We start from the raw sequence: 25,330 nt of genomic DNA, 5'->3' as shown, positions 1-25,330 counted from the left end.
CTGTGTTTAAATAGCTAAAACGGTTTAACATAGTTTAGCTACGGGGATGACATGGATAAAATCTGGGTACTCGGTGATGCAGTGGTGGATTTACTGCCAGAGGGGGACGGCAAATTGCTGCAATGTCCCGGCGGCGCACCGGCAAATGTGGCGGTCGGCATCGCCCGACTGGGCGGAAAAAGTGCCTTTATTGGCAGGGTCGGCGACGATCCGTTTGGCCGCTTTATGCAGAAAACGCTGGCGGATGAGCAGGTTGATGTGCAGTGGATGCGCCTCGATCCGGCTCACCGCACCTCAACGGTGGTGGTTGATCTGGACGAACAGGGCGAACGCTCGTTTACGTTTATGGTTCGGCCGAGCGCCGATCTGTTTCTCGATTCCACCGATCTGCCGCCTTTCAGGGCCAAAGAGTGGCTGCACGTCTGCTCCATTGCGCTCAGCGCGGAGCCGAGTCGCTCTGCCACTTTTCAGGCGATGGATGCAATTAAAAAAGCCGGTGGTTTTGTCAGCTTCGACCCCAACATTCGCCCCGACCTCTGGCAGGATGAGGGCGATCTTCGCCGTTGCCTCGAACTGGCGCTACAGCGCGCGGACGTGGTGAAGCTTTCCGTTGAAGAGCTGACGTTTTTGACCGGCGAATCCCATATCGAAACTGGTCTGGCGGCGCTGATGCGCCATTGTCCGGCCCGACTGGTGCTGGTGACGCTGGGTAAAGAGGGGGTAATGGCCTGGCATGAGGGCATCACGACACACTATCCGGCCACACCTGTAGCGTGTGTTGATACCACCGGCGCAGGCGATGCGTTCGTCGCAGGGTTGCTGTTCGGCCTGGCCTCGTCAGGCCAGGATCTGGCAACAACCCTTGCACTGGCCCAGCGCTGTGGTGCACTGGCCACGACGGCCAAAGGGGCAATGACCGCGCTGCCGTACCGTCACAACCTGTAATTCCTTCCTGGCCGCCGACCGGCGGCCTGAATTGTTGCCTCGATCACACTTACTAAAACGGTTTAGCAAAAAGTATTGCCGATCCAAAATTCACGGGTTTAGTATCAGCAACCTAAACCGGTTTAGCAATTTAGCATTATCAAAACACTTTTTTTAGGGATGCGACAAAATGTATAAAAAACGCAGACTTGCCGTGATGATTGGCATGCTGGCCGGTAGTACCTCTGTTTTTGCCCAGACCGATATGACAAGCATTGAATCGCGCCTGGCGGCGCTGGAACAGCGTCTTCAGGATGCGGAAATGCGCGCCCAGAATGCGGAGAAACGCGCGACGGCAGCAGAACAAAAAACGCAGCAGCTGGTTGCCGCCCAGCAGCAAACGCAGAACACCACCCAGGAGGTGGCCCAGCGTACCACGGTGCTGGAAAAGAAAGCCGATCAGAGCAGTGGCTTTGAATTTCACGGTTATGCCCGCTCAGGTCTGCTGATGAATGATGCGGCGTCCAGCAGCAAAAGCGGTCCGTATCTGACACCTGCCGGGGAAACCGGGGGCGCGGTCGGTCGTCTGGGTAACGAAGCGGATACCTACGTTGAGCTAAATGTGGAACACAAACAGACGCTGGAGAGCGGAGCGACCACGCGCTTTAAGGCCATGTTAGCCGACGGGCAAAAGACCTATAACGACTGGTCAGCCGATACCAGCGATCTTAACATTCGTCAGGCCTTTGCCGAGCTGGGCAATCTGCCTGATTTCACTGGCGCGCTGAAAGGGAGTACCTTCTGGGCCGGTAAACGCTTTGACCGCGATAACTTTGATATTCACTGGCTGGATTCTGATGTCGTGTTCCTCGCCGGTACCGGCGGCGGTGTCTATGACGTGAAGTGGAATGATACGCTGCGCAGCAACTTCTCGATTTACGGGCGCAACTTCGGCAGCGAAGAGCAGATCGACAACAACGTTCAGAACTATATCCTCAGCATGAATCACTTTGCCGGGCCATTCCAGCTGATGGTGAGCGGCCTGCGGGCGAAGGATAACGACGAACGCAAGGACAGCAATGGCGATCTGATTAAAACCGATGCGGCGAACACCGGCGTGCATGCCCTGGTGGGTCTGCACAATGACAGCTTCTACGGCCTGCGAGAAGGCTCAGCGAAAACGGCGCTGCTGTATGGTCACGGCCTGGGGGCAGAAGTTAAAAGCATCGGCTCTGATGGCGCGCTGCTGTCAGAAGCCGATACCTGGCGCTTCGCAAGTTACGGTGTCACGCCGCTCGGCGGTGGCTGGCATATCGCGCCTGCTGTACTGGCCCAGAGCAGTAAAGACCGCTATGTCAAAGGCGACAGCTACGAGTGGGTTACGCTCAATACCCGCCTGATCAAAGAGGTTACGCAGAATTTCGCCCTGGCGTTTGAGGGCAGCTATCAGTACATGGATTTGAACCCGGAAGGATACAAAGATCGCAACGCCGTTAACGGCAGCTTCTACAAGCTGACCTTCGCGCCGACCTTAAAGGCGGGCAAAATTGGCGATTTCTTCAGCCGTCCTGAACTGCGCCTGTTTGCCACCTGGATGGACTGGAGCAGCAAACTGGATAACTACGCCAGCGATGACGCCTTTGGCAGCAGCGGCTTTAACGCTGGCGGGGAATGGAACTTTGGGGTCCAGATGGAAACCTGGTTTTAACCCTTCACGCTCCCGCCAGGCGGGAGCGTATCAAACATCATAAAAATGAAGTCAGGCAGAGGTAACTATGGATTTTGATAATATTTCCCGTGCGCTCATTCCGCTGCTCGGTGGCAAAGAGAACATCGCCAGTGCCGCGCACTGCGCAACGCGCCTTCGTCTGGTGCTGGTCGACGATGCGCTTGCTGACCAGCAGGCCATCGGCAAGGTCGAGGGGGTGAAAGGCTGTTTTCGTAACGCGGGCCAGATGCAGGTGATTTTTGGTACCGGCGTGGTGAATAAGGTTTACGCGGCTTTTATTCAGGCGGCAGGGATTGGTGAATCCAGCAAGTCAGAAGCGGCAGATCTCGCGGCGCGTAAGCTCAACCCGTTCCAGCGCATTGCCCGCCTGCTTTCTAATATTTTCGTACCGATCATTCCCGCCATTGTTGCGTCCGGTTTGCTGATGGGCCTGCTCGGAATGGTGAAAACCTACGGCTGGGTGAATGCCGATAACGCCATCTACATCATGCTGGATATGTGCAGCTCGGCGGCGTTTATTATTTTACCGATCCTGATTGGTTTTACCGCCGCGCGTGAGTTTGGCGGTAACCCCTATTTAGGCGCCACGCTAGGTGGCATTCTGACCCACCCGGCGCTGACCAACGCCTGGGGCGTGGCGTCCGGCTTCCACACCATGAATTTTTTCGGCCTTGAGATTGCCATGATTGGCTATCAGGGAACGGTGTTCCCGGTGCTGCTGGCCGTCTGGTTTATGAGCATTGTGGAGAAAAACCTGCGCAAGGTCATCCCGGATGCGTTAGACCTGATCCTGACGCCGTTCCTGACCGTCATTCTCTCCGGTTTTATCGCGCTGCTGATTATCGGCCCGGCGGGACGCGCGTTAGGCGATGGCATCTCCTTTATTCTGAGCACGCTGATTACCCACGCGGGCTGGCTGGCCGGTCTGCTGTTCGGCGGGCTCTATTCCGTGATTGTTATTACCGGCATTCACCACAGCTTCCACGCGATTGAAGCCGGGCTGTTGGGGAATCCGTCGATTGGCGTTAATTTCCTGCTGCCCATCTGGGCCATGGCGAACGTGGCGCAGGGTGGTGCGTGCCTGGCGGTGTGGTTTAAAACCAAAGACGCAAAAATCAAAGCCATTACCTTACCGTCGGCGTTCTCGGCCATGCTCGGCATTACCGAAGCCGCTATCTTTGGTATCAACCTGCGTTTCGTGAAACCGTTTGTGGCCGCGCTGATTGGCGGTGCGGTGGGCGGCGCATGGGTGGTGTCGGTGCATGTCTACATGACGGCGGTAGGGCTGACGGCGCTGCCGGGGATGGCCATCGTGCAGGCCAGTTCGCTGCTCAACTATATTATCGGCATGGTGATTGCCTTTGGCGTGGCGTTTACCGTCTCGCTGCTGCTGAAATATAAAACGGACTCTGAATAATGACATTACCTTCCCGCTGGCCTGCCGTGCTGCAGGCCGTGATGAAAGGCCAACCGTGCGCGCGTGCCGACCGCCACTACCCGCAGTGGCACCCGGCACCGGTGACGGGGCTGATGAACGATCCGAACGGTTTTATCTGGTTCGCCGGGCGCTACCATCTGTTTTATCAGTGGAACCCGCTGGGCTGCGATCACCGGTATAAATGCTGGGGGCACTGGAGTTCGCACGATCTGCTGCACTGGCAGCACGAGCCGATGGCGCTGATGCCAGATGAAGAGTACGACCGCAGCGGTTGCTATTCCGGCAGCGCCGTGGACAACAACGGGATGCTGACGCTGTGCTATACCGGCAACGTTAAGTTCGATGACGGCAGCCGCACCGCCTGGCAGTGCCTGGCGGTGGAACAACCGGACGGGACCTTTAAAAAACTGGGGCCGGTGCTGGCGCTGCCGGATGGCTACACCGGCCACGTGCGCGACCCGAAAGTGTGGCAGCACGACGGGCAGTGGTACATGGTGCTGGGCGCGCAGGATGTGCAAAAGCGGGGCAAAGTGCTGCTGTTCAGGTCTGCCGATTTGCACACGTGGGAATCGTGCGGAGAAATCGCCGGTCACGGCGTCAACGGACTCACGGATGCGGGATATATGTGGGAGTGCCCGGACCTGTTTGCCCTCGACGGGACGCACGTTCTGATCTGCTGCCCGCAGGGGTTGGCGCGTGAGCCGCATCGTTATCTCAACACCTATCCGGCAGCCTGGATGAGCGGGGCGTTTGACTATCAGCGCGGCGCATTTAAGCACGGTGCGTTACACGAACTGGATGCCGGTTTTGAATTCTACGCCCCGCAAACGACGCTGGCGGATGATGGCCGGCGGATCCTGATTGGCTGGATGGGCGTGCCTGACGGGGAAGAGATGCTGCAGCCCACCCGGGCACAGGGCTGGATCCATCAGATGACCTGTCCGCGAGAGCTGCGCTACCGCGACGGCAAGCTCTGGCAGACCCCGGTGCGTGAGCTGGAAATGCTGCGTGAAGAGGAACTGCACTGGCAGGGCAACGCCTGCGATGCGCCGGAGCTTGATGCCTCACGCCTTGAGTTCGAGCTGAGCGCTGCCTGCGCGAAACTGGATTTTGCCGGTGCGCTGCACCTCACGATCGATGGCAATGGCCTGCGTCTGGAACGTGCCAGCCTGCAAACGGGTGAGACCTTAACCCGCTACTGGCTGGGTGAGGTTCACCATCTGCGCGTTCTGTGCGACCGCTCCAGCGTCGAAATTTTCATCAACCACGGCGAAGGGGTGATGAGCAGTCGCTATTTTCCTGACCAACCGGCCCGTGTGCGATTCGAAGGTGCGTCCGACATCACATTACGCTACTGGTCGCTGCGCGGCTGCATGGTAGAATAGCGGTTTTGGCAGCCGGATCTAAGTCGTTGTGAGAAAAACAAAACGCGTCACCATTAAAGACATCGCGGAGCTGGCGGGGGTGTCAAAAGCCACCGCCAGCCTGGTACTGAACGGACGCAGCAAAGAGCTGCGCGTGGCGGAAGAGACCCGTGAGCGCGTGCTGGCCATTGCGAAAGAGCATCACTACCAGCCCAGCATTCACGCCCGCTCGCTGCGCGATAACCGCAGTCACACCATTGGTCTGGTGGTCCCGGAGATCACCAACTACGGGTTTGCCGTGTTTTCTCACGAACTGGAGACGTTGTGCCGCGAGGCGGGCGTTCAGCTGCTCATCTCCTGTAGCGATGAAAATCCGGGGCAGGAAACCGTGGTGGTCAACAACATGGTGGCGCGTCAGGTCGACGGGCTGATTGTTGCCTCCAGCATGCTCAACGATGCGGATTACCAGAAACTGAGTGAACAGCTGCCCGTGGTGCTCTTTGACCGCCATATGAATGACAGCTCGCTGCCGTTGGTGATCACCGATTCCATTACCCCGACAGCCAAACTGGTGGCCGACATCGCCCGCCAGCACCCCGATGAGTTTTATTTCCTCGGTGGGCAGCCACGGCTTTCCCCCACGCGCGACCGCCTTGAAGGGTTTAAACAGGGTCTGCGCGACGCGAACGTTACGCTGCGCCCGGAGTGGATCATTCACGGAAATTATCACCCGAGTTCCGGTTACGAGATGTTCGCCGAACTCTGTGCTCGCCTGGGGCGTCCGCCAAAAGCCCTGTTCACCGCCGCCTGCGGCCTGCTGGAAGGGGTGCTGCGCTACATGGGGCAGCACAATCTGTTGCAAAGTGACATCAGGTTAGCCAGCTTTGACGATCACTATCTTTACGATTCGCTCACGATCCCGGTGGATACCGTGCGCCAGGATAACCGTCAGCTTGCATGGCACTGCTTTGATCTGATTGGGAAATTGATCGACGGTGAAACACCTGAGCCCGTGCAGCGGAAACTGGATGCCACCCTGCAGCGGCGCTATAAAGCGGCAGAATAGCCCTGCCGGACGACGGGATACATCAATAACTTTAATTAATTTAAGTTTTGGTTTAGCCGATAACCATAAGGAATAATTTTCTTTGAGGTATCGGTTCATGTCGTTAAAAAAATCATCCCTGATTGTCTTTTTCTCGCTGCTTTTCTTCTTTATCGCCAGCACCCTCACCAGCGTTGGCCTCATCATCAAAAGTAATAACTCCCTGGATAACGTGAACAAAGAGATCCAGGTGGTGCTGTCAATTATTGATCCCATCAACCATAGCCGCACGCTGCGCGTCCGGGTGATGGAGTATGTGAAGATGGTAGAGGCGGGCGCATCAGCGGATGAATCTGCGAAGCTCGCCGCAGTAAAAGAGGCACTGACCAAAGCCGATCGCGCCTTTGCTGCCTTTATGGCGTCTCCCCGTCTGACCGATGAAGCGCCGCTGGTAAGCGCTTATCAGGATGCCTGGCAGAATTACCGTAACCAGGGGCTGGCACCGCTCATTGATGCTGCCGCCGCGCACGATATTGCCAAATTCAACGCCCTGATACCGGAAGTCTCGCGCCTCGATCGTCAGTATGAGATTGTCCTCGACCAGGTTCTGGCCGTACACCAGGCCTATGCCAAAAGCCTGAACGAAGATGCGAGCAGCAACTTTGTTTCTGGCCTGGCGATTATCGCTGCTATCGCGCTGCTGTTTGTGCTGGTGATCGTCGCCGTCAGCCTGCTTATGAAACGCCTTGTTCTGGCACCGGTTAATCTGGCACGTGAACATTGCAGCCAGATTGCCGCAGGCAAACTGGATATTCCGGTGCCGGTGAAGGGGAATTCCGGCAATGAAATTGATCACCTGATGGGCTCTATGGAGCAGATGCGCCAGGCGCTGCTGGCAACCATCGCCCAGGTGCGTGACGCGAGTCATACCGTGACCCATGCCGCACAGGAGATTGCCTCCGGGAATATCGACCTGGCTTCGCGCACCGAACAGCAGGCTTCTGCGCTAACCCAGACGGCGGCCAGCATGGAAGAACTGAGCGCGACCGTCGCCAATAACACCGATAACGTCTATCAGGCCGGAAAACTGGTGCAGGACGCGGTGAAAAATGCCCACACCGGGGAGGCCGTCACGCGTGAAGTGATTGAAACGATGAATACCATCGCCGCAAACTCGAAGCGCATCGAGGACATCACCAGCGTGATCAACAGCATCGCTTTCCAGACCAACATTCTGGCGCTCAACGCGGCGGTAGAAGCGGCGCGCGCCGGTACCCAGGGGCGTGGTTTCGCCGTGGTAGCCAGCGAAGTTCGCACGCTGGCGCAGAAAAGCGCGGTGGCGGCCAAGGATATCGAAAGCCTGATTGCCCAGTCGGTTTCCAGCGTCAAAAACGGTGCCGAACTGGTGGGGCGCTCAGGGGAGGTCATTGACTCGATTATCAGTTCCGTCAATAAAGTGAACACGCTGATGGAGCAGATCTCTGTGGCCTCTGAAGAGCAAAGCCGCGGGATTAGTCAGGTCGGGCAGGCAGTGACGGAGATGGACGGCGTGACCCAACAGAACGCCGCGCTAGTGCAACAGTCCGCCGCGGCGGCCGCGTCGCTGGAAGAGCAGGCCCAGCAGCTCACGCGGAGTATTTCGAGTTTTAGTTTGCCAGTGCAGGCTTGATATTATTGTGGATTGTAAGCCGGGTAAGCGTAGCGCCACCCGGCAATAAACGCGGCTAAGTAGTTGGTTTCAGCTTAATTTTGCCAGGTGTTTTGATTCAACAACCGGTGTGACGGGCATTATCTTTGGCGATGTTTCGCTGATAGCCGATGTAGCCGAAGGCATACCAGTAGCGCCGGGAATAAAAAGAAAATTAATCCTGTCAGGAATGCGTCATCCCCATGAAAATGCAGTATGGCATTAAAAAATACGCCAGCAGCCACGCCGACCACTAATAAAAATATAAACACCCAGACAGTGTGGTACCAGAGGATATAATTCGTCAGTCTGCCTATCATTACCGGATTGCTCCTTTTTAATGTGTCTGTTTCTATTTCCTGCTGCAGGGCATGACGCTTTGAATAATAGACAGAGATGTAATGATTACAAACCTTTAACTGAAGATAGTTAATTAAGCCTCGCTTTAGAGTATTGTTAAATAGAAGGTTTTTTGGATGATTATAGGAATAGTCTCAATAACTGGAATGGGGCATTTAAAAAGCATCAATATCAAACCTGCTGAATAAATAACCTGATTTAAAAGTGCGAACAGATCGGCATTATTACGGGTTTTAATTTTTATGCTGTTTCCACTCGTCAGCCGCGAAAAGCGTAAACCACATTGACTACGATGTTTTTAAAAATTTTTAGCAATATTTTTGTTCCTCATCCGTCTACCTCATCACAAGCCATAATCAGTTACTGTAAACGAGGTCAACACCATGAGAGAGTTTGATATGCACGGCAGAGGTCACGGGCTCGGATTCGGTCGCCACCGTATGGGCAAGGGCTTAGTCATCGGCGCGGTCATTTTTATCGTGCTCGGTCTGCTGGTGATGTCCCTGTGGAACGCCTTACTCCCGGCGATCCTCGGCGTGAAAGCCATTGGCTTCTGGCAGGCGCTGGGCATTTTGATATTGAGCCGGATCCTGTTTGGTGGTCTGGGGTTCCGTCCGGGTATGTTTGGTGCGCACCGCCGGATGCACGAACGCTGGATGAACATGACGCCCGAACAGCGTGAAGCCTTCATGCAGCAGCGCCGGGAAGGATTTGGTCGCCATGGTCGCGGGCACTGTGGCTGGCACGGCCACCGTGATGACAAGCGTGAAGACAACACGCCAAAAGCGCCGGACGCAGAGTGAGCGAGATGAAAACCGGGGAGGCGGGCGGATCCTTGCTGATGTCGGCGGTTAATGCCTGCCGCGCCCGGCTGAGAGCCTTTATTCGCGGAAGAACGCCGGTACGTGACGACGCCGACGATATTTTGCAGGAGATCACGTATCAGCTGATGAAGGTGGAACAGCCGGTCGAAAACGTTGCCGCGTGGCTGTTTCGCGCGGCGCGAAATGAGATGACCGACCGGGCGCGGAAAAAGCGTGAAGTATCGCTCTCCGGTTATTTCAGTTTCACAGGCGAGGAGGATGACGATTTTCCGGAAGATGAGATCGCTGAAACCCTGTTCGGCGTTCCGCATACCCCGGAAGAGGAGTACCTCAAAACGCTGCTGTGGGAAGAGCTGGGGCAGGCGCTGGCTGAACTGCCCGCAGCGCAGCGCGAGGTCTTTGAGAAGACGGAGCTACAGGGCTACAGCATCAAATTGCTGGCCGGGGAAACCGGGGTTAGCGAGCAGGCATTATTATTGCGTAAGCATAAGGCCGTGTTGTTCCTGCGCACGCGATTGCGGGATGTGTATGACGCGCTGACAGGGGGATAATGTTCCCGGCAGACAAAACCTTACACTGTCGGGACTTGTAGATTCATCACTATCGTTTATGATCGGGGCGTCTTGTTATTTTGGAACGTTATGCGCAACCGTCAGCTTCTCGGTAAATGGCTTCTGATAATCACGTGTCTGGCAATGGCAATTTGCCTGGTTCAGCGTGCGGTTTATCTCAACCATTTTTTACAGGGGCTGGATCCTCAGGTGCAAACGCTCATGATGGCTGACGCCCCGGGTCAGGAGGCTGAACAGCCCGGCCCGTCGCCGTGTCAACTTGGCGCACAGTCTTTGCTTTGCGCCCAGCCGCTGTTTTTTGACGGTGCGCTACCGGCGATTATTATCTTCTTCGCTCTGCTGCAGTTGTTTACCCAACGGCGCACATTTCTCTCCAGGGAGCAGCCTGTCCAGGCACCGCCTCCCCGAATACACCTCAAAAACTGCGTTTTCCGTGAATGAAAAACATCGTCACCACACGATAATTTTCACTATTCACGGAGTAAAACATGGTTAACCTTTTCAGGGGACTCGTCCTCCTGTGGCTGTCCTGCATGGGTATTGCTCATGCGGCAGATACGGGCTGGCTGGTGTCACCGCAAAACGATCACGCCCGCATCCGCTTTCAGGCTGAGCGGGATCACGACCGCATCATCGGCCTGCTCAGCGTCGAGCTGCAGCCCGGCTGGAAAACCTACTGGCGTTCGCCGGGCGAGGGCGGCGTGGCCCCGAAAATCAGCTGGCCACAGGGCGTTAAGGATACCTGGTTCTGGCCGGTTCCTACCCGCTTTGATATCTCGGGCCTGACGACCCAGGGCTACCACGATAGCGTCACGATCCCCATAACGATCGCCGGGACGGACGCGGATGTGCTCGACGCCACGCTTACGCTCTCAACCTGCAGCAACGTCTGTCTGTTGACGGACTATAAGCTGCATCTGGATTTCCGCACGCCAGCGGATGCGGGCTTTCGTACGGCATTTGAAGACGCGATGCGTTCAGTACCCGGTGCGTCAGGCGTGTCGTCAGACTTCAGCGCCTGGTTATCAGACGGCAAGCTGATGATGACGGGCACGACGGAAGGCGAATGGGTCAATCCCGGGATCTATTTTGACCCGCTGGGGGGTGACATTCTGCCCGGCGAACCGGTGATTAAGCACACCGGAAACCGGCTTCAGGTCGCGGTTCCGGTCACCGATGAGTGGGGCGATAAACCCGCGACGCTTGCGGGGAAAACGCTGTCGTTTGTCGTCACCAATGGCGATAAAGCCCAGCAAACGCAACTGACCGTAGGCGCAGCCCCCGCGGACGTGGTGCAGAGTGCGCCAGCGGGAACAGTCAAAATGTTGGCCTTTGCACTGCTGGGCGGTCTGATCCTGAACCTGATGCCCTGCGTATTGCCGGTAATGGGCATGAAACTCAGCAGCGTCCTGCAGGCGGGGACGGACACGCGGAAGATCCGGCTGCGTTTCCTGGCGACCACTGCGGGTATTCTGACCTCCTTTATGCTGCTGGCCACGATGGTGACCGTCCTGAAAGTGACCGGCGCGTCGCTGGGCTGGGGCATCCAGTTCCAGAACCCGTGGTTTATTGGGCTGATGGTTGCCGTGACCTTTATCTTCGCGCTGAACCTGTTTGGTGCGTTTGAGCTGTTTCTGCCTTCCGCCGCCACCGGACGGCTCGCCACAACGGGCGGAACCGGACTGACGGGCAGCTTCTGCGAAGGTGTGTTTGCCACGCTGCTTGCCACGCCGTGTTCTGCGCCGTTCCTCGGTACGGCCGTGGCCTTTGCGCTGGGCGCACCGCTGCATTCCCTGTGGCTTATCTTCCTGATGCTCGGGGTGGGCATGAGCTTGCCGTGGCTATTCGTGGCGCTGATCCCCAAAACCGCCTTGTTGCTGCCAAAACCTGGCCGCTGGATGAATACCCTGAAGGTGATTCTGGGGGGGATGATGCTGGCCTCCAGCCTGTGGCTGGTGACGTTGCTGAGTCTGCACCTGGGCGAGATGTTCAGCCACATCCTGATGCTGCTTCTGATTGTGGTTGCCATTGTGGCCTGTGCGCTAAGCGCTCAGAAAACGTCGCCGCTGTTCTGGGTGGTGGCGCTCGTGCTGGCCATATTGGGCGGATATCAGCTGCGCGGGATAGTGAACGCAACGCCGGTTACCACGACTGAGAATAGCGAACAGTCAATCCCGTGGCAGCCGCTCAGTGAGGAGGCAATCAGCGATGCGCTTGCGCAGGGGAAACGGGTGTTTGTGGATATCTCGGCGGACTGGTGCGTCACCTGCAAGGTGAATGAGCACCGGGTGCTCAATCAGCCGGAGGTTATCGCCGCGCTGCGCCAGCCGGATGTGGTGGCGCTACGCGGAGACTGGAGTCAGCCATCAGAGACGATTGCGGCGTTTCTGAAAACACGCAACCGCTACGCCATCCCGTTTAATCAGGTGTATGGCCCCGGAACGCCGGAGGGCGACATCCTCTCGCCACTGCTGGACAAACGCACCCTGATAACCACCCTGAACAAAGCAAAAGGCTAACGCTGTTATGAAAAAAATCCTTATTACGTTTCTGCTGTTTTTCGCGTCAGCCCAGGTCATGGCGGCGGACCCGATCACCCCGGATCAGGAGCAACGCGCTCAGAAGCTGGTCTACGATTTTCTGTTTAACGACCCGGATTCGCCGCGTATCGGTGCCAAAAATCCAAAACTGACGCTGGTGGTGTTTACGGACTACAACTGTCCCTACTGCAAAAAATTCGATCCGTATCTGGAGAAGATCGTTGAGAAACATCCGCAGGTGGCGGTGGTGTTTAAGTTTCTGCCATTCCGTTCGGAGAGCTCGCTGACTGCCGCGCGCGACGCGTTAACCGTCTGGCGTTCACATCCTGAGCAGTTTATGAAATTCAACGAGACCCTGATGGCGAAAAAAGGGTATCACGATGACGCCAGCATTCAGGAGGCGCAAAAGCGCGCGGGCGTGAATGTTGCAACGCCGGATGATACGAGCCTGGTCACGGTAAAACGCAGCCTGATCATCGCCGAGAAACTGGGCATTCAGGGGACACCGGCCACGCTGATTGGCGAAGGATTGTTACCTGGCTGGGTGCCGTTTGAACAGTTTGATGAAATGGTCACTGATGCACTGAAAAACCGCTAACCTGTAGGGGGCCGCAGGCCCCCGAACAAACCGGAGAGGGACATGAATAAATTACTGTTACTTTCGCTGCTGACTGCGTCAGGGCTGGCGCAGGCTGCGGATACGATACCTGATGTCGTGAAGACCTTTAGCGAGCAGCAGGAGATTACGATCCTCAAGAAAATTGACGTGCCCGGTGGCGCACCCGCCTGGCTGGGGCAATATCAGGACATGGGGGTGACGCTCTTTCTGACACCTGACGGAAAGCACGTTATTTCGGGTTATCTCTATGACGAGAAGGGTAAAAACCTCAGCGAGGGTATTTTTCAGAAAGAGATCTACGCCCCGATGGGACGCGAAATGTGGAAACAGCTTAACGCCGCGCACCCCCTGAAAGAGGGGGCGGATAACGCGCCACGCAAAGTCTTTGTTTTCGCTGACCCGTTCTGCCCGTACTGCAAGGCATTCTGGTCGGAAGCACAGCCGTGGGTGAAGGCGGGTAAGGTGCAGCTCAATACGCTGCTGGTGGCGTTTCTCAACCCAAACAGCGGCCGTAACGCATCTGCGATCCTGAATGCAAAAGATCCGGTTACGGCGTGGAAGGAGTATGAACTGTCCGGCGGTAAAAAACTGCCTAAACCGGAAGGCACCGCCTCGCGTGAAACCGTGGCGATATTGCAAAAACACCAGGCGTTAATGGACAGTCTGGGGGCGAATGCCACACCGGCCATTTATTATCTCAATGACCAGAATGAGCTCCAGCAGGTTGTCGGTATGCCGGACGCGAAGCAGCTTGAGGCGATGTTCGGGCCGAAGCCGTAAAAAAACAGGCAGAAACAGGGCGTTTCTGCCTGACTGTACTTAGCTTCCCCAGCGTCCTTTCAGGTAGTTTACCGCCTGCTGCGTCTGCGGCTGGTTGAGGTAATCTTCGCGGAACAGGATCGTGCCATTCACGTTCGGCAGGGAGTCGTTGAGATCGAGCTGTTTTTTCAGCTCCGGCACGCCGCCCTGAATCGTCCAGTCCGGCTCATTTCTCGACGGCTCGCCCACTTTATAGAACGCAATGCCGATGTACAGACGGGTATGGGTCGGTTTCACCACGTCGGCCCACCATTTGGTCAGCACGTCATAGCGTGCCGCATCCCGGGAGAAAGGCCAGTAGATCTGCGGGGCAATGTAGTCCAGCAACCCCTGTTGCACCCACTGACGGGTGTCAGCGTAGGATTCATCATACGCCGCCGCGCCACGGGTGTCGGATCCTGCCGGATCGAAAGAGCGGTTACGCCAGACGCCCGCCGGGCTGACGCCAAATTCAACCTGCGGTTTTGTCTGTTTGATCGCCCGAGAGACCTGCACAATCAGCTGCTGCGTATTGTGGCGACGCCAGTCGGCTTTGGAGCTAAACCCCTGGCCGTATTGTCTGTAGGTCTGCGCATCATTCAGCGTTGAGCGAGGCGATTCGGCATAAAAGTAGTCATCAAACTGCACGCCGTCTATCGGGTAGTTCGCCACCACCTCGGTCACAACCCGGGTTATCCAGTCACGCACCTCCGGGATGCCCGGGTCGAGCACAAACCGATCGCCTGCGATGCGAACCCACTCAGGGTGCTGCACGTAGACGCTGGACGGTTGCTGGTATGAGGTGCGGTTCAGCGCGGCGATGGTTGACGGTTTGGTATTGGTTGAAACGCGATAGGGGTTGAACCAGGCATGAACTTTCATCCCACGCTTGTGGGCTTCATCGAGCATAAACTGCAGCGGATCGTAGCCCGGATACTCGCCAATATTGCCTGTAAGCATATCTGACCACGGCAGGATTTTGGACGACCAGAGCGCGGTGCTGTCCGGTTTTACCTGGAAAAACACCGTGTTAATTCCCAGGCGTTTCAGATTGTCGAGTTTGTCGATCAGCGCCTGTTTTTGCATCGCAATACGCTGGTCAGCACTGCGGCCATTCACCGACGCGACCGGCGGCCAGTCGAGACGGGAGACAGTTGCCAGCCAGATCCCACGCATCGGCTCGTTTGCCTGCTGCGTCGGTTTGCCTGGGGGCGGGAGCGGTGTGACCAGCGACTTTGAGGGTTTTGAGGAGCAACTAACAAGTAAAAGCGCGCAGCCAAGCAGCGCACCAGTCCGTTTTACATGTCGCATCATTTGCGTATTAGCTCTTGGTTATCCGACTATTGGCCCAGGGGTTAAAGGCGGGCGCCTCGCGTTCAGCGGTCCCGTTATCATTGAGGGAATCAAGATACAGGGCCTCGACCTCCGCGCGTGCCCAGGGGGTACGGCGCAGGAATTTCAGGCTCGACTTCACGCTTGGGTCATTTCTGAAACAGTTAATTTTGATTCGATCGCCCAACTCGCGCCAGCCATATCGCGCCACCAGGGCGTTGACCATCATCTCCAGCGTAACGCCATGCAAAGGATCTTTGGAAATATGTGCAGTCATAGGCGTCTGGTGTCTCGATTTTCAGGGGATTGGGGTAAACGCTGAAAGGGTACAAGAAAGCAGGGGAAGCGGCAATTTAAGCTTGCGTTTCTTCACCCGGTGGGGCGAAGAAACGGCGACGACGGTCTATTTTTTATCGCTGAACAGCTCCGGCGCCCACGGTGTGGGGTCAACCTCCATGAACGGCGCCCGTTCAAACCGCGCCTTCAGCGCCCACGGCACCGTGCAGTCGAAGATAGTCTTGCAGGAAATGCCGTTTCCACGGATCGAGGTGCTGTAATCCGGCGACTGCGACGGATCCAGCTGGTGGCCGCGGATCCCCGGAAGCGTGGTGATGCTCACATCGCCCTGCATGCGGGTGGTCATTGCCCACAGGATGTCGTCACTGTCGAAGATATCCACGTCTTCATCCACGAGGATAATGTTTTTCAACTCGGAATAGGTGGCCAGGGCGATAAGCGCCGCCTGGCCCTGACGTCCTTCGTCTGACGGCTGGCGTTTTTTCACCTGTAAAATGCCGAGAAATTTACCGCCTCCGGCGGTGTGCGCATAGACGTTTTGCAGAAAGCCGGGAATAGCCTCTTCGACCGCGTTGCGAATGCTGGCCTCGGTCGGCAAACCGGCAAGCGTGGTGTGCTCTTCGCCCGGGCCCACCAGCGTCTGCAGGATCGCGTGGTTTCGCATCGTCACGGCTTTCACTTTGATCACCGGCAGAGATGGATTCGCCTCGCCGCAGTAGCCCGGGAACTCCGGCATGGCGTGGCCGGTGTTGGTGTGCTGATCTTCTCTTACGCGCACGCCGGGAAGCAGTTCGCCCTCGATGATGATTTCCGCCCGCGCGATCGCTTTCTCTTTTACCGCCACGCCCTGTACCAGCTCCACCGGTTGCTGGCGTAATGCCCCGGCGACGCCAAGCTCGTTGTAACCGAATGGCGTGGTTGGCGCTTCGAAACAGGCCCCAATGTAGATAGCCGGGTCAAGTCCCATATTGATGGTTACCGGCAGCGGTTTGCCCGCCGCTTCGGCCTTCTTGCGAAAAACTTCGATATGGCGACCGGCGGCAAGGAACATAGAGAGTTCATCTCGCTCCTGCACACAGAGACGGTGAATCGTCACATCGGTCAGCGAGGTATCTTCCGGATCGCTTGCCAGTACCAGCCCCAGACAGAAGAACGGGCCTGCATCAATCGGCGTGTTGGTCGGGGCCGGAAGCAGCTTACGCAGGTCAAAGTCCGGATCGTCGGCGTAAAAGACCTGCTCCTGGCACGGTGCCTGCGAGGCCGGAACCACCACCGGTGCAACCGGGTTTTTCACCGCCTGACCAACGTGCTGCGCCAGCTTCGAGGGTTCACAACCCAGCAGAAGCGCCGCTCTTTCCCGGCTGGCGTGCATACCTACCAGGATGCGGGAGCCGGGGTAGCCCTTCACGCTATTGAACATCATGGCCGGGCCCGTGCGGGTGGGGCGTTTTACGGTACCGCCCGCGCCGATATGGCGGTAGACGCCCGCCAGTTCAGCATTGGGATCTACCGGGTGATCGGTTTCGATATAGTGACCTGGATGGCGTTGCAGCAACGCGATGGCGCTTCTGAGATCGTTGATGGGGTTTTGCATGTTTTTCTCCCTTAATGGCTGACCTCCATTGTTGGGCGAACGACAGATATCATCAATTGCATCATTAATGCTATTTTGATAAGAATTTTATTATCAATTTTCGCGGGACTTCATTATGCAATTTCGTCTGATGCGTAATTTTCTGGTGGTAGCCGAAGAGCTCCATATGCACCGCGCCGCGGAGCGTCTGAACATGGCGCAACCTGCGCTGAGCCAGCAGATTAAAGCGCTGGAGGCGCGTCTGGGCGTCACACTGTTTAACCGGGCACATCGTCGCTTAACCCTGACGCCTGCCGGAGACGCGTTTCTGGTCAAAGCCCGGCTGGCAATTGCGATGACCGAGCAGGCCGTGCTGGACGCCAGACAAACCGCCCGTGGCGAACAGGGGGTGTTGAATCTGGGATGTGTATCGAGTGCGATGTTCGACGGTAAGCTGCCTGCAACGCTGCGCCAGCTGCACGAGAACTGGCCCGCAATTGCCATTTCGCTGATGACCGGGAACGTGCAGACGCTTTACGAAGCCGTGCAGACCAACCAGCTGGACGTGGCGATTATCCGGGCTCCGCTGCCTGCGTTACCTGACGATCTGCAATCTCGCCCCTTTACCTCAGAGAAAACGGTGCTGGCACTGCCTCGCCAACACCCCCTGGCCACGTCATCCGCACTGACACTTTCATCCGTGAAGGACGAAAAGTGGATCTCGCTGCGCGATCCGCAAGGCATGGGGCTGGAACAATATTTCTATGACGCCTGTAACGGTGCGGGTTTCCAGCCGGAGGTGGTGCAGAATGCCACCGACGTGCCCACCGTCATCAGCCTTGTCGCGGCGGGATTTGGTATTGCGCTCTTGCCCGCCTCAGCCAGGGCGGTGAGCGTCGGGAATGTGGTTTACGTCGACATTATTGATCGGCTCAGGGAGAGCGAGCTGACGCTGGTTTGTCACCGAATCATTCGTTCTGAAGTCTTAAAAAAATTCCTCACCACCGTTGCTCAGGGTTGACGCCCGGCGGCCAGCAGCAGTTGTTCGCGCAACCAGGCGTTCGCCGTGTCCTGACTGTTTTTAGGATGCCAGAACATGCTGATGGCGATCGGCTGCAGTGGCAGCGGGGGCGGGAAAATATCCAGCGTGGTGGCGAACTGCTGCAACATGCGTCCCGGTAAGGTGCAAATCAGGTCAGTCCCCGCCACCAGAGGTGGTGCCATGGCATAGCTTTGCGTGGACATCACCACGTTGCGCTGATATCCCAGCCCGGCCAGCGTCTGGTCGACAAAGCCGGTAAATGGATCGCCCTGGGAGGAGACCACCAGATGAGAGAGGGCGCAATACTGCGCCAGATCCAGCGGCCCCGTACCGCGAGGATGCCCTTTGCGCTGGGCGGTAGCAAACGCGTCTTCAAACAGTTTGCGTCTGACCCAGCCGTCGTGCGCGCCCGCACTCACGCCGATGTAAATATCAACGTCTCCGCTTTCCAGCTGCTGGGGCAGGTTCACCCACTCCGGCAGGGCGAAACGCAGGCGGATCCCCGGCGCTTCACGTCTGATGTGATTCAGCAGTTCAGCCCCAAGCATCAGGGCCGGGTTTTCATGCAGGGCAATGACGAACGTGCGATTGCTCTCGCGGGGGGTAAACCCGGTGGGGGCAAGCATCGCGCTGATGCCACGCAGAACGGCCGCGACCTGAGGCCTCAGCGCCTCGGCTCGGGGTGTGGGCAACACCCCACGTCCATGTGGGGAAGGGATAAACAACGGCTCGCCAAAAATGGCACGCAGGCGCGAAAGACGGGCTGACAGCGCGGGCTGGCTGACCCCCAGACGTGCGGCGGCGTGCGTGATGTTCCGGTCGGTGAGCAGTGCATCCAACGTCAATATCAGGTCAATATCCAGGTCTGAAAATGGCGTCATGTTGTTTTCCGTTGTTTATTTAGCTGTGCTGGCGTCCCGGTTGGTATAGGTAACCGGAACCCAGGCATAGCCCGCGCGTTCGCCTTTGGTGACATAACCGATACCGGGGAACGGCAGGTGTGGCGCGGCAATAAGATCTCTGTTTTTGACAAAGTCGTCAAAGGCCTGCTTGCGCACTCGGGCTGCTCCGTCCTGATCTTCATCGTAGGCGATGGTCACATCAGGCTGCGGGAACTGTACCGCAGCGACGTGGATAATGTCGCCCACGAAGGTAATTTTCTCGCCTTTACTTTCCAGCGTATAGAAGGCCGAGCCCGGTGTATGGCCGGGGTGAACCGTTCCGGTAATACCCGGCAGCAGCGCTGATGTACCGGTAAAAGGCACCACTTTGCCGGCATCAAGATACGGTTTTAAGGTCTTCTGTGCCACGTCAAAGTAGTTCTGATCGTAACCGTTTTTTTTCTGATTCTCTTCATTGAAGAAAAAGTCGATATCCGGTTTCCCCACGAACACGCGGGCGTTGGTAAATACCGCCTTACCGTCCTTTATCAGGCCACCGGAATGATCGGAATGCGCGTGCGTCAGTAAGATTTCCGTGATGTCCTGCGGTTTGATCCCCTGCGTTGCCAGGCTCTCGATTAAACGCCCGCCGTTGCCCGGACCAAAAAGCTGGCCTGAACCGGTATCGACCAGAATTTTGTGTCCCGGCAGCGCAATCAGAAAGGCGTTAATGGAGACCTCAACCGGGTTAGACTGGAAATTTTTCGCCAGTAACGCATCGGTTTTTTGCTCTGTGGTCCGGCGCAATAGCGTGTGCAGATCCTGCGCGACGCTGCCGTCCGTAAACGACGTAACCAGCACGTCGCCCACCTGAACGCTGTAGCCGCCCGCCGGTTGTTTCACCACGTGCTGAGGCGTCTCTGCCAGGGAGTGCAGCGCAGGGTAGAAGAGCAGTGAACTGGTGATGAGCGTAGAGAAGGCAAGTTTCTTGACAGTAAGCATGATGATCTCCTTTAGAAAGTCCTCATCTTACTTATGCATCAAAATTTAAGAACCCGCTCAAAAGTGATAGGACCTATAAATGGGATGGATAGCTCAGTGGGTTGGCCGGGCAACGGCAATACCGTGCCCGGCGGGCAGATTGTTACGGCTTCCAGCTGTCCGGCGTGGCTTTTGACCATGAGCCATAAGCGGCATTAGGCAGCACAATCCAGTCATTGCCAAAATGCTCTGCGCTTGCCTCAACCAGCTCGCGCTGCTGCTCACTCGGTTTTTTGTTTTTAAACTGCACGGCGAAATCGGGCAGGCTGTCGCCAAACAACATAATGATCTGTTGCTTTTTAAGGATGCTCTGGCGGCGCTCTTCTTTACTCACCGTATCCAGAAGCACGCTGTCGTCCGAGACCTGCGGCAGACCAAGGGATTTTAACGTGTTGATGGTATCTGCTTTATTTTCCTGCATGCGGTCAGAGACATAGTAGATACGCACCTTGCTTTGATTCACATGCTCAAGAAACGCCTTCGCGCCGGGGATCAGGCCGGGTTTTCCCTGTTTTTCCCAGTCGCTCCAGGTATCCCATTGGGTGTAGTCATGGCACTGTTCCATGTCGCGCACCAGCAGCGGGGTGTTGTCGAGCACGGTTTCATCCAGATCCATGACCACCGCGTAATTTTCTGGCGTTTTCAGATCTTTCACTTTCTCGTCAAAACGGCCGGTGGCAAAACGGTACGTCTGCAGCTGAAGCGCCATGATTTCAGCCGACTTCTGCTGGTAACGCAGCGCCATTTCGTAGGCTTTTGGTTCACACAGTTCATTATTTGCCGCGGTAGCGGTTGCGCTCAACATCGGTACTGCCACCAGTAATGCCTTAGCTATTGAATTCATTATTGTTTCCTTAACACCCTTGTCAAAATGACGAAAGCGTAATGAATTTAAGTGACAGAAAAATGACGGTTGCACGTTGGGGCTCTGTTGAAACGTGCTTTAGATCCTGAACTAAGCTTGTACTTCATTCCGCGTAAAATGTGGGTCATTCGAGGACAATGAATGGAATTCAGGACATTTCAAAAGCAGTGGGGTGCTGAGTTTATTTCCGGTGACGTTGTACGTTTTCGCGTCTGGGCTGAGGGACAACAACAACTTACGCTACGCCTGGCAGAACGCGATCTGCCCATGACGGCGGTCGGTAACGGCTGGTTCCAGATTGACGTACCTGGCGTGACGCATGGCACCGAGTATCAGTTCGTTTTACAGGACGGCATGGCGGTACCTGACCCCGCATCGCGGGCGCAGAAAGGGGACGTTAATGGCCCCTCCGTGGTGATTGACCCCGGCCGCTATCAGCCCAACAACCCAGACTGGGCAGGGCGACCGTGGGAAGAGACGGTGATTTACGAACTGCATATTGGCACCTTTACACCGCAGGGCACCTTCCGGGCGGCTATCGACAAGCTGCCGTATCTGGCTGAACTCGGCATCACCCAGCTTGAAGTCATGCCGGTTTCACAGTTCGGCGGCAGCCGCGGCTGGGGTTATGACGGCGTATTGCTGTATGCCCCGCACTCCGCCTATGGCACGCCGGAGGATTTTCACGCGTTCATCGATGCGGCGCACGGCCTGGGCCTTTCTGTCGTGCTGGATATCGTACTCAACCATTTCGGCCCGGAAGGAAACTACTTACCCTTGCTGTCACCCGCGTTTTTTGATGCGCAGAGAATGACACCGTGGGGTAACGGTATCGCCTATGAACGGGAGCCAGTCAGACACTACATTCTTGACGCGCCCCTGTTCTGGCTGACCGAATACCGTCTGGATGGCTTACGGTTTGATGCCATCGACCAGATTAAAGATACGGCGTCGAAACATATTCTTCAGCAGATCGCGGAAACGATCCGCGAAGCGCTCCCGGATCGTCATATCCATCTCACCACCGAGGACAGCCGTAACGTGATTTTCCTGCATCCTCGGGATGAGAAGGGAGCCACGCCGCTGTTTACCGCCGAGTGGAATGATGATTTCCACAACGCCGCCCACGTCTTTGCCACCGGCGAAACGCATGCCTACTATCAGGATTTTGCCTTCGAACCGGAAAAAAAATTCGCCAGAGCACTCGCAGAAGGATTTGTCTATCAGGGTGAGGTCTCTTTGCAGACCGGACACTCACGCGGGGTGGAATGCCACACCCAGCCGCCGACCTTCTTTGTCGATTTTATTCAAAACCACGATCAAACCGGTAACCGCGCCCAGGGCGAACGGCTTATTACCCTTGCGGGCGCGGATAAAACCCGCGTTCTGCTCGCCGCGCTGCTGCTGTCACCCCATATCCCGCTGCTGTTTATGGGCGAAGAGTATGGCGAAACCAACCCGTTCCTGTTCTTTACGGATTTTCATGGCGATCTGGCGAAAGCCGTGCGGGAAGGGCGGGCAAAAGAGTTTACCGGCCACAGCGGACACGATGGCGATGTACCGGATCCGAATGACGAGCAGACTTTTGCCCGCTCAAAACTGGACTGGCACAACGTGACGACTGCGCAGGGTAAATCCTGGCTGCGCTTCACGCGAAGCCTGCTGGTCCTGCGGCATCGCTATCTTGTGCCGTTACTTCGCCCTGGCGGCACCGTTGAGGGCAAAATCGTTAAGACAGCTCCCGGTATGGTGGCGGTGAGTTGGTCTTTCCCGACGGGTACATTGTCGCTGGCGCTGAATATCGGTAATAAGCCCGTTGACGTTCCTGCGCTGGCAGGCGAAACGCTCTTTAGCTGGCCGGAGGCCGCTGAGGTGTTAGCGCCGAACAGCATTGTCGTTCGTTTTGCAGATGGAGACGCATCATGATCCCTTGTGCCACATACCGAATACAGTTCCGCAATGGCATGACCTTTGACCGCGTGGTGGAGCTGGTGCCATACCTTAAAGACCTCGGGATCAGCCATCTCTATGCCTCACCGATATTTACCGCCACCACCGGTTCAACCCACGGTTATGACGTCACCGATCCTAACGAAATCGATCCTGCCATTGGCGGGCGCGCCGGTTTCGACCGCATGACGGCGGCACTCAGGCAGGCGGGAATGGGGCTCATTCTGGACATCGTCCCTAACCATATGTCGACCTCGCTGGAAAACCGCTGGTGGCGGGATGTTATCGCGTTTGGTCAGCAAAGCCGTTACGCGCACTATTTTGATATCGACTGGTCGCGCCCGCTGACGCTGCCGTTCCTTGGCGATACCTTTGAGGCCGAGCTGGAGAAGGGGGCAATTGCTCTGAAACGTGACAGTGTCACCGGTGAGACCGCGCTGGTCTACTATGACACAGCCTATCCGCTTAACCCCGGAACATGGGCTGCGGAGAAAAGCATCGAGGCGATCCACGAGGCGCAGAGCTGGCGGCTGATGTCCTGGCGGGAAGCGCCGAAACAGCTCTCATGGCGGCGCTTTTTTGAAATTACCGGCCTGGTGGGCGTCAGAGTGGAAGACGAGGGGGTGTTTCAGGATACGCATCGCCTGATCCTCGAGCTCGTGCATACCGGCATTGTCGACGGGTTGCGCATTGACCATATCGACGGGCTGGCCGACCCGCTGGGTTACCTGCAGCGGTTACGGCAGGCAACCGGTCCCGACTGTTATATCACGGTGGAGAAAATTCTCGCCAAAGGGGAACAACTGCCTGCGGAATGGCCGGTATCCGGCACCACCGGATATGAGTTTATCGCCTCGCTGGCCGAAGTGCTGGTCGACGATAATAACCTCGGGCGGCTGGAAAAAATCCACGACGAGACGCTGGGCGTGACGGTCGATCGCCATGCGGAACTTCGCAACGCTAAAGGGCTGATGACCGATCGCAATTTTGAGGGTGAATTCACCACGCTGCTTAACATTGCTACCGACCTTGCCCGATGCAACGACATTGACGTGCCGCAGGACGACATACGTTACACGCTGCGCGAACTGCTGATTGCGTTTCCGGTCTACCGCACCTACGGCACCGCCGACGGGTTAACCGCTCCGGATGTCGCGCTGTTGAACCGCGTTGTTGCCAGCGTCGACGCACCGGAACCGGCGTTAAGCCTGTTGGTGAGGATCCTCACCGGCGACCTGGACGCCAGCAGCCGCGATGCGGCCTCGCTGTTCAGAACCCGCTTCCAGCAGCTTACCGGGCCGCTGATGGCGAAATCGGTGGAAGATACGCTCTTTTTCCGCCATAACCTCGAGCTCGCCCTGAACGAAGTGGGGGCCGATCCCACCCCGCGCGCGTTCTCGTTATCCCGCTTTCACCAGGAGATGCGCATCCGTCTGGCCCGTCAGCCCGATGCGCTGCTGGGGACCTCCACGCACGACACCAAGCGCGGGGAAGACGCGCGGGCACGCCTCTACACCCTGACGGAAGCCCCGGAACAGTGGGGCGAAAATCTGGCGCGCTGGCGACAGATGAACCAGACCCAGGTGCGTTTTCTCAATGACGGTACCGCGCCAAACGCGGCCGATACCTGGATGATCTACCAGGCGCTGGCGGGCGTCTGGCCTGCAACGTTGTCGCCTGACGATAGTGAAGGGCTAAAGTCTCTCGAAGCGCGTTTCCTCGGGTTTATTGAGAAAGCGCTGCGCGAGGCCAAACAGCGTACCGACTGGATCGACAGCAATGAGGGCTATGAGAGCGTGGTGCTGAATTACGTCCGGCACTTGCTGTCCCCTGAGAACACGCTGTTCCTGCATGATTTCTCGTCCTCCCTGCAACCCTTTATCCGCGCCGGGCTGATGAACAGCCTGAGCCAGACGGTGATCAAACTGACGGCGCCGGGCGTACCAGACATCTATCAGGGAAGCGAGGCGCTTAATTTTAGCCTGGTCGACCCGGATAACCGGCTGGAGCCGGATTTCGCCACGCTTAGGCAAAACCTGAGCAGCGCCGACGCAAAGCTCTTTGCCGACGAACAGCAGTGGCGAAACGGCAGGGTGAAGCAGTATGTCACCGCCACGCTGTTACGCGTCCGGCAGCACTATTTATCGCTCTTCCAGTACGGCGACTGGCTGCCGCTGAAGGTCAGCGGCGAACGCGAGGAAAACCTGATTGTCTACGCGCGCGTGAAGGACGGGGAGGCGCTGATTGTTGCCGTACCGCGTCTGGTTTTTGCTACCCCCACAAACGAAACGCTGTGGGCCAACACTTCGGTCGTCATCCCCGAAGAGCTTTCCGGGAAACGCTACCGGGATCTGTTTACCGGTGAACGTCGGGCGCTGCGGGAGACGCTGGATTTAACGTCTGAAACAGGAAGTTTGTTAGTTCTGCTTACCTGCGAATAATCGTGGAG

Annotated in this window: 21 protein-coding genes; 15 read left to right on the top strand and 6 right to left on the bottom strand. The window is 56.9% G+C overall.

Going from position 1 to position 25,330, the window contains the following annotated elements:
• Nucleotides 1-51: 51 nt before the first annotated feature.
• The 12 genes from PUZ33_RS03055 to dsbG all read left to right on the top strand — a co-directional run bounded on the left by PUZ33_RS03055 (nucleotide 52) and on the right by dsbG (nucleotide 13,882).
• Nucleotides 52-945 carry an aminoimidazole riboside kinase gene (locus PUZ33_RS03055; RefSeq protein ID WP_058650749.1) on the top strand — a complete coding sequence of 298 codons (894 nt, stop codon included), beginning with the start codon at nucleotides 52-54 and terminating at the stop codon, nucleotides 943-945.
• 169 nt (nucleotides 946-1,114) lie between these two features.
• Nucleotides 1,115-2,632, top strand: a complete 1,518-nt coding sequence (locus tag PUZ33_RS03050) for a carbohydrate porin (protein ID WP_062676913.1) — start codon at nucleotides 1,115-1,117, stop codon at nucleotides 2,630-2,632.
• Between the two features lie 67 nt (nucleotides 2,633-2,699).
• Nucleotides 2,700-4,070, top strand: coding sequence for a sucrose-specific PTS transporter subunit IIBC (locus PUZ33_RS03045; RefSeq protein ID WP_029883319.1), 1,371 nt, complete (start codon nucleotides 2,700-2,702; stop codon nucleotides 4,068-4,070).
• The gene (locus tag PUZ33_RS03040; RefSeq protein WP_062676914.1) at nucleotides 4,070-5,476 is read left to right on the top strand and encodes a sucrose-6-phosphate hydrolase; all 1,407 of its coding nucleotides are present in this window, start codon (nucleotides 4,070-4,072) and stop codon (nucleotides 5,474-5,476) included. Before PUZ33_RS03045 ends, PUZ33_RS03040 begins: the two co-directional genes overlap by 1 nt.
• A gap of 28 nt (nucleotides 5,477-5,504) precedes the next feature.
• Complete coding sequence (locus PUZ33_RS03035) at nucleotides 5,505-6,521, top strand: LacI family DNA-binding transcriptional regulator (RefSeq protein WP_020688679.1); 1,017 nt, start codon at nucleotides 5,505-5,507, stop codon at nucleotides 6,519-6,521.
• Nucleotides 6,522-6,618: 97 nt separating this feature from the next.
• Nucleotides 6,619-8,169: a methyl-accepting chemotaxis protein gene (locus tag PUZ33_RS03030; RefSeq protein ID WP_023619630.1), complete on the top strand. Its 1,551-nt coding sequence runs from the start codon at nucleotides 6,619-6,621 to the stop codon at nucleotides 8,167-8,169.
• Between the two features lie 761 nt (nucleotides 8,170-8,930).
• Nucleotides 8,931-9,350: a hypothetical protein gene (locus PUZ33_RS03025; RefSeq protein ID WP_062676915.1), complete on the top strand. Its 420-nt coding sequence runs from the start codon at nucleotides 8,931-8,933 to the stop codon at nucleotides 9,348-9,350.
• 5 nt (nucleotides 9,351-9,355) lie between these two features.
• The gene (locus PUZ33_RS03020) at nucleotides 9,356-9,922 is read left to right on the top strand and encodes an RNA polymerase sigma factor (protein ID WP_274205297.1); all 567 of its coding nucleotides are present in this window, start codon (nucleotides 9,356-9,358) and stop codon (nucleotides 9,920-9,922) included.
• A gap of 90 nt (nucleotides 9,923-10,012) precedes the next feature.
• The gene (locus PUZ33_RS03015) at nucleotides 10,013-10,384 is read left to right on the top strand and encodes a hypothetical protein (protein WP_013096558.1); all 372 of its coding nucleotides are present in this window, start codon (nucleotides 10,013-10,015) and stop codon (nucleotides 10,382-10,384) included.
• Nucleotides 10,385-10,431: 47 nt separating this feature from the next.
• A complete protein-coding gene (locus PUZ33_RS03010; RefSeq protein WP_062676916.1) occupies nucleotides 10,432-12,462 on the top strand; it encodes a protein-disulfide reductase DsbD family protein in 2,031 nt (676 codons plus the stop codon).
• A 7-nt stretch (nucleotides 12,463-12,469) separates the two neighbouring features.
• Nucleotides 12,470-13,081, top strand: coding sequence for a DsbA family protein (locus PUZ33_RS03005; protein WP_045294147.1), 612 nt, complete (start codon nucleotides 12,470-12,472; stop codon nucleotides 13,079-13,081).
• A gap of 42 nt (nucleotides 13,082-13,123) precedes the next feature.
• On the top strand, nucleotides 13,124-13,882 hold the full coding sequence (gene dsbG, locus PUZ33_RS03000) for a thiol:disulfide interchange protein DsbG (protein WP_062676917.1): 759 nt from the start codon (nucleotides 13,124-13,126) through the stop codon (nucleotides 13,880-13,882).
• A 39-nt stretch (nucleotides 13,883-13,921) separates the two neighbouring features.
• Here dsbG and PUZ33_RS02995 read toward each other — a convergent pair whose 3' ends face one another.
• The 3 genes from PUZ33_RS02995 to PUZ33_RS02985 all read right to left on the bottom strand — a co-directional run bounded on the left by PUZ33_RS02995 (nucleotide 13,922) and on the right by PUZ33_RS02985 (nucleotide 17,123).
• On the bottom strand, nucleotides 13,922-15,214 hold the full coding sequence (locus tag PUZ33_RS02995; protein ID WP_062676918.1) for a glycoside hydrolase family 10 protein: 1,293 nt from the start codon (nucleotides 15,212-15,214) through the stop codon (nucleotides 13,922-13,924).
• A gap of 7 nt (nucleotides 15,215-15,221) precedes the next feature.
• Nucleotides 15,222-15,509, bottom strand: coding sequence for a VF530 family DNA-binding protein (locus tag PUZ33_RS02990; RefSeq protein ID WP_023619621.1), 288 nt, complete (start codon nucleotides 15,507-15,509; stop codon nucleotides 15,222-15,224).
• 126 nt (nucleotides 15,510-15,635) lie between these two features.
• Nucleotides 15,636-17,123, bottom strand: coding sequence for a UbiD family decarboxylase (locus tag PUZ33_RS02985; protein WP_047024849.1), 1,488 nt, complete (start codon nucleotides 17,121-17,123; stop codon nucleotides 15,636-15,638).
• 115 nt (nucleotides 17,124-17,238) lie between these two features.
• Here PUZ33_RS02985 and PUZ33_RS02980 point away from each other — a divergent pair, with 115 nt between their 5' ends.
• Nucleotides 17,239-18,123: a LysR substrate-binding domain-containing protein gene (locus tag PUZ33_RS02980; protein WP_062676919.1), complete on the top strand. Its 885-nt coding sequence runs from the start codon at nucleotides 17,239-17,241 to the stop codon at nucleotides 18,121-18,123.
• On the opposite strand, the gene PUZ33_RS02975 is transcribed toward PUZ33_RS02980, so the two are convergent.
• From PUZ33_RS02975 to PUZ33_RS02965, 3 genes are all read right to left on the bottom strand, one after another.
• Nucleotides 18,114-19,025: a LysR family transcriptional regulator gene (locus PUZ33_RS02975; protein WP_062676920.1), complete on the bottom strand. Its 912-nt coding sequence runs from the start codon at nucleotides 19,023-19,025 to the stop codon at nucleotides 18,114-18,116. The genes PUZ33_RS02980 and PUZ33_RS02975 overlap by 10 nt on opposite strands.
• A gap of 15 nt (nucleotides 19,026-19,040) precedes the next feature.
• Nucleotides 19,041-20,027, bottom strand: coding sequence for an MBL fold metallo-hydrolase (locus PUZ33_RS02970; RefSeq protein ID WP_062676921.1), 987 nt, complete (start codon nucleotides 20,025-20,027; stop codon nucleotides 19,041-19,043).
• Between the two features lie 142 nt (nucleotides 20,028-20,169).
• The gene (locus PUZ33_RS02965; protein ID WP_038980747.1) at nucleotides 20,170-20,910 is read right to left on the bottom strand and encodes a 5'-nucleotidase, lipoprotein e(P4) family; all 741 of its coding nucleotides are present in this window, start codon (nucleotides 20,908-20,910) and stop codon (nucleotides 20,170-20,172) included.
• Nucleotides 20,911-21,072: 162 nt separating this feature from the next.
• On the opposite strand from PUZ33_RS02965, the gene treZ reads away from it, so the two are divergent.
• Together treZ and treY are read left to right on the top strand one after the other, a co-directional pair.
• Nucleotides 21,073-22,857, top strand: coding sequence for a malto-oligosyltrehalose trehalohydrolase (gene treZ / locus PUZ33_RS02960; RefSeq protein WP_062676922.1), 1,785 nt, complete (start codon nucleotides 21,073-21,075; stop codon nucleotides 22,855-22,857).
• Complete coding sequence (gene treY, locus PUZ33_RS02955; protein WP_062676923.1) at nucleotides 22,854-25,322, top strand: malto-oligosyltrehalose synthase; 2,469 nt, start codon at nucleotides 22,854-22,856, stop codon at nucleotides 25,320-25,322. The genes treZ and treY overlap by 4 nt, the downstream gene beginning before the upstream one ends.
• Nucleotides 25,323-25,330 lie beyond the last annotated feature (8 nt).

The sequence above is a fragment of the Enterobacter cloacae complex sp. 2022EL-00981 genome, assembly GCF_028737495.1.
Classification (GTDB): domain Bacteria; phylum Pseudomonadota; class Gammaproteobacteria; order Enterobacterales; family Enterobacteriaceae; genus Enterobacter; species Enterobacter cloacae.
The sequence above is the reverse complement of the archived record's forward strand: the minus strand, read 5'-3'. Positions and strand labels throughout refer to the sequence as shown.